The following is a 6,101-nucleotide window of genomic DNA, read 5'->3' as shown; positions in this document are numbered from 1 at the left end:
CGGCAGTGCGAAACGAGCGCGGCAACACCACCCAGCCGATACGCTTCCAGGGCCAGTGGCAGGATGAGGAGAGTGGGCTCTACTACAACCGGCATCGGTATTATGACCCTCAGCAGGGGCGGTATATTAGTCAGGATCCGATCGGATTGAGCGGTGGGGTAAATTTGTATACTTACGTGAGAAGCCCTATTGGAATGATAGACCCAATGGGGTTAGAGGGAGTCTGGGCTAATGTTAATAGTTCTATACGTAATGGTTATAATTCCGTAGCCAGTTCAGCGCGTAGTGGATATGAAGCTGTCGCGAATACTACTCGTAATGGTTATGAGTCTCTAAAAGAAACATCTTCCTCGTTTAGAGATAATGCTTGGGAATATGCAAATACTGCTGCTAACTATTTGGGTGGCGCGGGTCAGATTATGACTGGGGCAGCATTCTGCTCAACGGTTGCAGGCTGTATGCTGGGTGGGCCTATGATAGGCTTAGGAGTGAATAGTTTACAAGAAGCTTATACTGGAGAGGATGGATATATACGTAGCGCGGCCATTGCTTCAGGGGGCGAAAAAATGGGCAATCTTGCTGTTGATACAGCCAATTTAGGTACTTCTGTTGGAGGTTTGACTAGGAAAGTGGTTTCGCCTGACTCATGGCGTCTTTTTAGAAACATTAGCACTGATTACGTTAGGAATTACGAAACTATGTCTCGTGGCGGGCTCCTGATAGAAGCTGGTTCAGGGACTCTGGGAATTACTAATACCGCTCGCAATTTTATTGCTAATGGAGATGAGGATGAGTGAGTTGCTGTTGCTGATTATAATTTTTTTTCAGTTTATTTTCTATTTTTATAAAAGAGCGGTTTATAAGTTAATCGGCTATAAGAAATTGCTATTGCTTATGATTTTTCTTGGCTGTTTATCGCCTTTGCCAGGTTGGATAGTCAATGAAGGGTACCTTGAAAAAAATTCGGTAACAGTTTTTTTATCTATTACTATATGGGCGATAACGATATTTACTTTTATTGTTATTGAGCATAGGTTTAGATATAAAAAGCTGGATTTATAGAATAAATTCAGCTCTTCAATTGTCTTGATAAAAGCAGGCGAACCAGCGCCGGTACCTGCGCTGCTTTAACGATTAAAGTGAAGCAGCGCATGGAATACCGACAACTGACTAGACCCAACACTATCAGGTTTACGCCTGTGGGGTAGGTCATGAGCCAAGGGCGGGGCGCCAGAGCTCCTTACATTCGCAGCAGTACGGTGAGCTGAGAGCCATGTCTGTGATCGCTGGTAGTTATGGAACCGAGTAGGCTTGGCAGTGTAGCAACGATCGTTCAGCTACTGCCATGCCCAGTTGCTAATCCTGGAGCGTGGCTACACCAGTTCAGGCAAGCTCGAACACCTCAATGACGGCGGTCAGTAGTACCCATACGCCCCCCAAGGCCAAATAAACTTCTGCCCCATGATGGGTGATCACGCCTAAGTGATTACCTACACCTACGATGCCGCCAACCGCCTTACCACCAGGCCGCGAGTGCTCTCGGCAATCCTTCGACTGCCAGCAGCCACTCACCGACAACCGCATCACCCGGCACGGCGGTACCCACTACCCGATTGCCCGAGCTCACTCGCACCACCGAACAGGCCCTCCCCAGGTTTGAGCGGCTAAATCCTGCTTGAGGCAGCCAAGCGTCGGCGGTCATCATGTCGCTCTCTCACTAGCCATGAAAAATTCAGAAGCGAAAAATCCATGCTGATCAACACTCTTGAAGAATCCTTTTCAATATTACGAAGCGATACGCGATACATCGCAAAAGCACTGGTGGGCCCCTTGGCCCTGGCGCTTACTGCCGAATTGATGCTGCTGGGGGTAGCCCGTTGGCAGCCCATGTCTTTGACATTTTACTTCGCCTTTGAGGCGGTGGCAGAAGCGATTCATATAGCCAGCTATACGTTGATGGTCGTTGTGGTAAGCAACGCTGTCTTGCGTGACAGAACCCTGGGGGCGGGGATCGGGCTATTTTGGGGCCGCAGGGAAACGCGTTTATTCCTGTATCAGCTTGCGCTTTATACCATTGTGATGGCCGCGTTGCTTCTGGCGATCGTTCCGGTCGCGGGCTTTTGGATTGGAATGGCGGTTGCGGGATATTTTTATAGTCGCTTTGCATTGATATTGCCAGGAGTGGCGATCGACCAGCCGCTCACGCTGCACTTGGCGTGGCAACTTTCCCGCTCGCACAAGCTTGGTGCGTTCGTCCTGCTGTGGCTGCTGCCGGGCTTGGCCGGTTTGTTCATCGAGGGGCTATTGAGTGGCGCGGCGCTTTTGCCGTTCAGGGTGCTGGTGATGTTTGCCGTCACGCTCTTTTTCGCGATCGTCCTCGCCGTGCTGTACGGCCGTATCGTGATGGCCACCAGTGAAGAACCTGACCCTGGGCAGCCGCTTTCCGAGTAATTCGCCTTGGCAATGAAGTGCGCAAGGCAGGGGCGAGGGCGCTGTGGAAGCGTGGGTGTCGTTGCCTGGCCGGGCGAGCTGCAAGGCGACGCTTTACTTGCTTGCGTGTACAATTCCTTTCACTTTATTCCGATTTATCTGACGCTGGATCGATCACACCATGAGCAATGCCAAGACCCGTGTATTGACCGGGATCACCACCACCGGCACGCCCCATCTGGGTAACTACGTCGGGGCCATCAAGCCGGCCATCGAGGCAAGCCAGGACCCGAACGTGCAGTCGTTCTACTTTCTGGCCGACTACCATGCGCTGATCAAGTGCCAGGACCCGAAGCGGGTGCAGCAGTCGCGCCTTGAGATCGCCGCGACCTGGCTGGCGCTGGGCCTCGATACCGACAACGCGATCTTCTACCGCCAGTCGGATATCCCGGAGATCCCTGAACTCATGTGGATGCTCTCTTGCGTGTGTGCCAAGGGCTTGATGAACCGGGCGCACGCCTACAAGGCGGCGGTGGCGGACAACGAGGCGGCGGGCAACCAGGACGCCGACAAGGGCGTCACCATGGGGCTTTTTGGTTATCCGGTGCTGATGGCGGCGGATATCCTGATGTTCAACGCCAACAAGGTGCCGGTGGGGCGCGATCAGATCCAGCACATAGAAATGGCCCGCGATATCGCCGGGCGCTTCAATCATCTGTTCAAGGGCGACTACTTCGTTCAGCCCGAGGCGGTGGTGGATGAAAAGACCGAGGTGCTCAAGGGCCTCGATGGGCGCAAGATGTCCAAGAGCTACGACAACACCATCCCGCTGTTCGCCCCGGAGAAAAAGCTCCAGAAGCTCGTTCGCAAGATCAAGACCAACTCGCTCGAGCCCGGCGAGCCGAAAGACCCGGATACCTGCACGCTGTTTCAAATCTACGCGGCCTTCGCAAGCGCCGAGGAAGCGGCCGCGATGCGCGAGCAGTACGCGGCGGGCATCGGCTGGGGCGATGCCAAAAACCAGGTGTTCGACTACCTGAACACGCAGCTTTGTGAGCCGCGCGAGCGCTACACCGCGCTGTTGGAAGACCCGGCGCATATCGAAGCGGTGCTACAAAAGGGCGCCGAGCGCGCTCGCGAAGAGGCGACGCGCACCATCGATCGGTTGCGCTCGGCGATGGGGCTGGGGCGTTTCAGCTAACGAGCAGAGTCTCTTTGGCATCGCTGGAAACGAGAGGCTCTGCCGCCAGGCAGGGCCTTTTTTAGCCAAGGCCCTAACCGTTTCATGGCGCGTAAGCTACATTCAGGCGGCAAGGATGGCTCGCGCCTGGCGAATGATTTCGTACTGCATCGACAAGGAATGAGTGAATGCAATCGACCTATCGGCACCAAACGTTTACCGAAAAAGCGATGATCGTACTGGCGCTTGGCGTGCTGGGGCTGGTGCTCTGGCAGCTCACGGGGCTACTGCTGTTGATCTTCGGCGCGGTGGTCGGGGCATGTATTCTGCAGACCTGCATGACGCCGCTTTTGAACCGCGGCGCGCCGCGCTGGCTGGCGCTTCTGATCGTGGTGATCGCGCTGGCGCTGCTACTGGCGGGGATCAGCGTGGCCTTCGGCTCCCAGGTCGCCTCGGAACTCGAGGCGCTGACCTCGCTTTTGCCGGATGCCTGGGAGCAGATGCAGGAGCGCCTGGAGGGCTCGCCGCTTGAGCCGCTGATGGAGAACGCCGGCGAGCGCGCCGGGTCGATGTTCGAAAACGGCATCGCCCAGTTCGGCATGGTGGTGGTCTCGATGGGCGGCAGCCTGGTGAACTTCTTCGCGTTGATCGTGGGCATGATCTACTTCGCCGCCCAGCCGAACGTTTATCGCCAAGGGCTTTTACTGCTGGCGCCGATCAAGAGCCGCGACAAGCTGGCCCATGCGCTGGATGAAAGCGGCAAGGCGCTGCGGTTCTGGCTTGGCGGGCAGCTGGTGGCGATGGCGGTTACCGGGCTACTGGTGGGGGTCAGCATGTGGCTACTCGGCGTGCCGGCGCCGCTCGGCCTTGGGCTGATCGCGGGACTGCTGGATTTCGTGCCTCTGGTGGGCCCTTTGATCGCCGCCATTCCGGCACTTTTGCTCGCCTACACGGTCAGTCCGGAAACCGCGCTGTTCGCCCTGATCGCCTACGTGATCATTCAACAGATCGAGGGCAATGTGTTGCAGCCGCTGGTGCAGCAGCGCGCGGTGAGCCTGCCGCCGGCGATGCTGCTGTTTTCGCTGTTTGCCGCGAGTACGCTGTTTGGCGTCAGCGGGGTGCTTTTGGCCGCGCCGCTGACCGTGATCGGCTTCGTGCTGGTCAACGAGCTCTACGTACAGCGCGATGAAGAGCCCGGCGAGCAGAACAGCGCGCAAACCTGATACGCCATTAACCAATCCGAGAGGAGACGCCATGTCGACTACGCCCGCCTCACCCCAGGCCGAATCCTTTACCAACAAGTACCGCGTGCCGCTGGCCGCCTTCGGCGCCGTGGTGTTCGGGGCGCTGTTGATCGGCGTCTTCTTCAGCGCCAATACCGGCATGCTGATGATCGTCGGCGCGCTGTTTGGCGTGGTGCTCTACCACGCCGCCTTCGGTTTTACCGCCGCTTGGCGGGCGTTCATCACCGAGCGCCGCGGTCGCGGCCTGCGCGCGCAGATGGTGATGCTCGCCATCGCCGTGGTGCTGTTCTTCCCCGCGCTCGGCGCGGGGACGCTTTTCGGCAACCCGGTCTCCGGGTTCGTCTCGCCGATCGGTGTTTCGGTGGTCGTCGGCGCGTTCATCTTCGGGCTGGGTATGCAACTTGGCGGCGGCTGCGCCTCGGGCACACTGTTCACCGCCGGTGGCGGCAATGCGCGCATGCTGATTACGCTTCTGTTCTTCGTCGTCGGTTCGGTGATCGGTACCGCGCACTTCGCCTGGTGGCAGAGCCTGCCGGCCTTCGCTCCGGTATCATTGGTCGAGCTGGCGGGGCCGAGCGTGGGCATGGCGATCAGCCTGGTGATCTTCGCCGCCATCGCCGCGATGACCGTGGTGCTGGAGCGCCGCCGTCACGGCCAGCTGGAAAAAGCGCCCAAGGTGGCCAAGCCGGGCAGCGAACGCTGGCTCGAAGGCCCTTGGCCGCTGCTGGCCGGCGCCGTGGCGCTGGCGCTTCTGAACTTTGCAACGCTTGCCCTGGCCGGCCGCCCTTGGGGTATCACTTCGGCCTTCGCGCTGTGGGGCGCCAAGGTGTTCGAGTTCATCGGCGGCGACGTTAGCCAGTGGGGCTACTGGCAGTCCGCCTCCAACGAGGCGGCGCTCGAGGCCAGCATCTTCTCGGACATCACCACGGTGATGAACATCGGCATCATGCTGGGGGCCCTTGCGGCAGCGCACCTGGCCGGGCGCTTCGCGCCGAACTTCAACATTCCGATTCGCTCGGTGATCGCGGCGATTCTCGGCGGGCTGATGCTCGGTTACGGCGCGCGGCTCGCCTTTGGTTGCAACATCGGCGCCTACTTCAGTGGCATCGCCTCGGGTAGCCTGCACGGCTGGATCTGGATGGTCGCGGCCTTTGGTGGCAACATGCTCGGCGTCAAGATGCGCCCGCTGTTTTTCAACGGCGTGGAAGGGCGCAAACCGAAGGCCAAGACCGCTTGACGCTAAATCC

At 58.2% G+C, this 6,101-nt stretch carries 6 protein-coding genes; all 6 read left to right on the top strand.

Features of this window, described 5'->3' with window-relative positions; all coding sequences use genetic code 11:
• Positions 1–797, top strand: a 797-nt coding sequence (locus ACGK9R_RS16905) for an RHS repeat-associated core domain-containing protein (protein ID WP_394583458.1), incomplete at its 5' end; no start/stop codon positions are given.
• Complete coding sequence (locus ACGK9R_RS16900) at positions 790–1,062, top strand: hypothetical protein (RefSeq protein WP_394583456.1); 273 nt, start codon at positions 790–792, stop codon at positions 1,060–1,062. The genes ACGK9R_RS16905 and ACGK9R_RS16900, both read left to right, overlap by 8 nt.
• A 687-nt stretch (positions 1,063–1,749) precedes the next feature.
• Positions 1,750–2,451: a hypothetical protein gene (locus ACGK9R_RS16895; RefSeq protein WP_394583454.1), complete on the top strand. Its 702-nt coding sequence runs from the start codon at positions 1,750–1,752 to the stop codon at positions 2,449–2,451.
• Positions 2,452–2,611: 160 nt separating this feature from the next.
• Positions 2,612–3,631, top strand: coding sequence for a tryptophan--tRNA ligase (locus tag ACGK9R_RS16890; protein ID WP_394583452.1), 1,020 nt, complete (start codon positions 2,612–2,614; stop codon positions 3,629–3,631).
• Between the two features lie 167 nt (positions 3,632–3,798).
• Entirely contained in the window at positions 3,799–4,833 is a 1,035-nt protein-coding gene (locus ACGK9R_RS16885; RefSeq protein WP_394583450.1) for an AI-2E family transporter, read from the top strand.
• A gap of 31 nt (positions 4,834–4,864) precedes the next feature.
• Positions 4,865–6,091 (top strand): YeeE/YedE family protein, encoded by a 1,227-nt coding sequence (locus ACGK9R_RS16880; protein ID WP_394583448.1) that lies wholly within the window; start codon positions 4,865–4,867, stop codon positions 6,089–6,091.
• Positions 6,092–6,101 lie beyond the last annotated feature (10 nt).

The organism is Halomonas sp. HNIBRBA4712, from assembly GCF_043558675.1.
Classification (GTDB): domain Bacteria; phylum Pseudomonadota; class Gammaproteobacteria; order Pseudomonadales; family Halomonadaceae; genus Vreelandella.
This window is presented reverse-complemented; position numbering and strand designations above follow the sequence as displayed.

Bases quoted from the DNA above. Each gene is read 5' to 3' on its own strand.
- ACGK9R_RS16900 (WP_394583456.1), top strand. From the start codon at position 790: ATGAGTGAGTTGCTGTTGCTGATTATAATTTTTTTTCAGTTTATTTTC.
- ACGK9R_RS16895 (WP_394583454.1), top strand. From the start codon at position 1,750: ATGCTGATCAACACTCTTGAAGAATCCTTTTCAATATTACGAAGCGAT.
- ACGK9R_RS16890 (WP_394583452.1), top strand. From the start codon at position 2,612: ATGAGCAATGCCAAGACCCGTGTATTGACCGGGATCACCACCACCGGC.
- ACGK9R_RS16885 (WP_394583450.1), top strand. From the start codon at position 3,799: ATGCAATCGACCTATCGGCACCAAACGTTTACCGAAAAAGCGATGATC.
- ACGK9R_RS16880 (WP_394583448.1), top strand. From the start codon at position 4,865: ATGTCGACTACGCCCGCCTCACCCCAGGCCGAATCCTTTACCAACAAG.